This is a genomic window from Actinacidiphila sp. bgisy145 (assembly GCF_057708125.1).
This window is the reverse complement of record NZ_JBYIRL010000109.1, coordinates 1-1206: the sequence shown is the minus strand read 5'-3', so window position 1 is coordinate 1206 and position 1206 is coordinate 1. Positions and strand designations below refer to the sequence as shown.

The window sequence follows — 1206 nt, the reverse complement described above, 5'->3', positions numbered from 1 at the left end:
AACCGCACCCCCATCCCCACCCACTGCGCACCCTGCCCCGCAAACACAAACACCGGCCGCACCACCGAAGCCGCACTCCCAGACACCACCCCGCTCACCACACCAGGCCCCACCTGCCCCGCGACAACCGCAGACATCCCCGTCAGCAACTGATCACGGTCCCGGCCCACCACCGCCAACCGGTGCGAGAACCCCGTCGTCCGCGTCACCGCCAACGACAACGCCACATCCCCGACCGAGACCTCAGGGCGAGCGTCAACGAACTCCGCCAACCGACCCGCCTGCGCCACCAACGCCGCATCAGACCGCGCCGACACCACCCACACCACAGAACCACCAGACTCCGACCCCACCTCCGAGACGGACTCCACCCCATCCAGAACTTGTCCGTCGTCGGCAGACCCGTCCAGGACAGGGGCCCCCTGCACGGGCTGTTCGAGGATGAGGTGGACGTTGGTGCCACTGATCCCGAACGCCGACACACCCGCCCGCCGAGGACCAGAACCCGCCGGCCACTCGCGAGGGGCGGTCAGCAACTCCACCGCCCCCGCCGACCAATCCACATGCGACGACGGGGCGTCCACGTGCAAGGTCTGCGGCAGCATCCCGTGGCGCATCGCCTGCACCATCTTGATCACACCCGCCACACCCGCAGCCGCCTGCGTGTGACCGATATTCGACTTCACCGACCCCAACCACAACGGACGCGCCGGATCACGATCCTGCCCATAGGTCGCCAGCAGCGCCTGCGCCTCGATCGGATCACCCAACGCAGTGCCAGTCCCGTGCGCCTCCACCACATCCACATCACCCGGCTGCAACCCCGCACTCGCCAACGCGGCCCGAATCACCCGCTGCTGGGAGGGACCGTTCGGCGCCGACAGACCATTACTCGCCCCGTCCTGGTTGACCGCACTACCGGCTACCACCGCCAGCACCCGATGCCCGCGCGCGCGAGCGTCCGACAACCGCTCCAACACCACCACGCCAACGCCCTCACCCCACCCCGTGCCGTCAGCGGCCTCCGCGAACGGCTTGCACCGCCCATCAGCAGCCAATCCCCGCTGCCGCGCAAACTCCGTGAACGTCCCAGGCGAAGCCATCACCGTGACCCCACCGGCCAACGCGATCCCACACTCACCCGACCGCAACGCCTGCGCCGCCAGGTGAATCGCCGTCAACGACGACGAACACGCCGTATCAATA

General features: G+C 68.5%; 1 protein-coding gene. It reads right to left on the bottom strand.

Annotated features, from left to right (window positions below):
* Positions 1-1206: beta-ketoacyl synthase N-terminal-like domain-containing protein (locus AC3ERT_RS36495; RefSeq protein ID WP_435179481.1), on the bottom strand; the 1206-nt coding region annotated here is incomplete at both ends.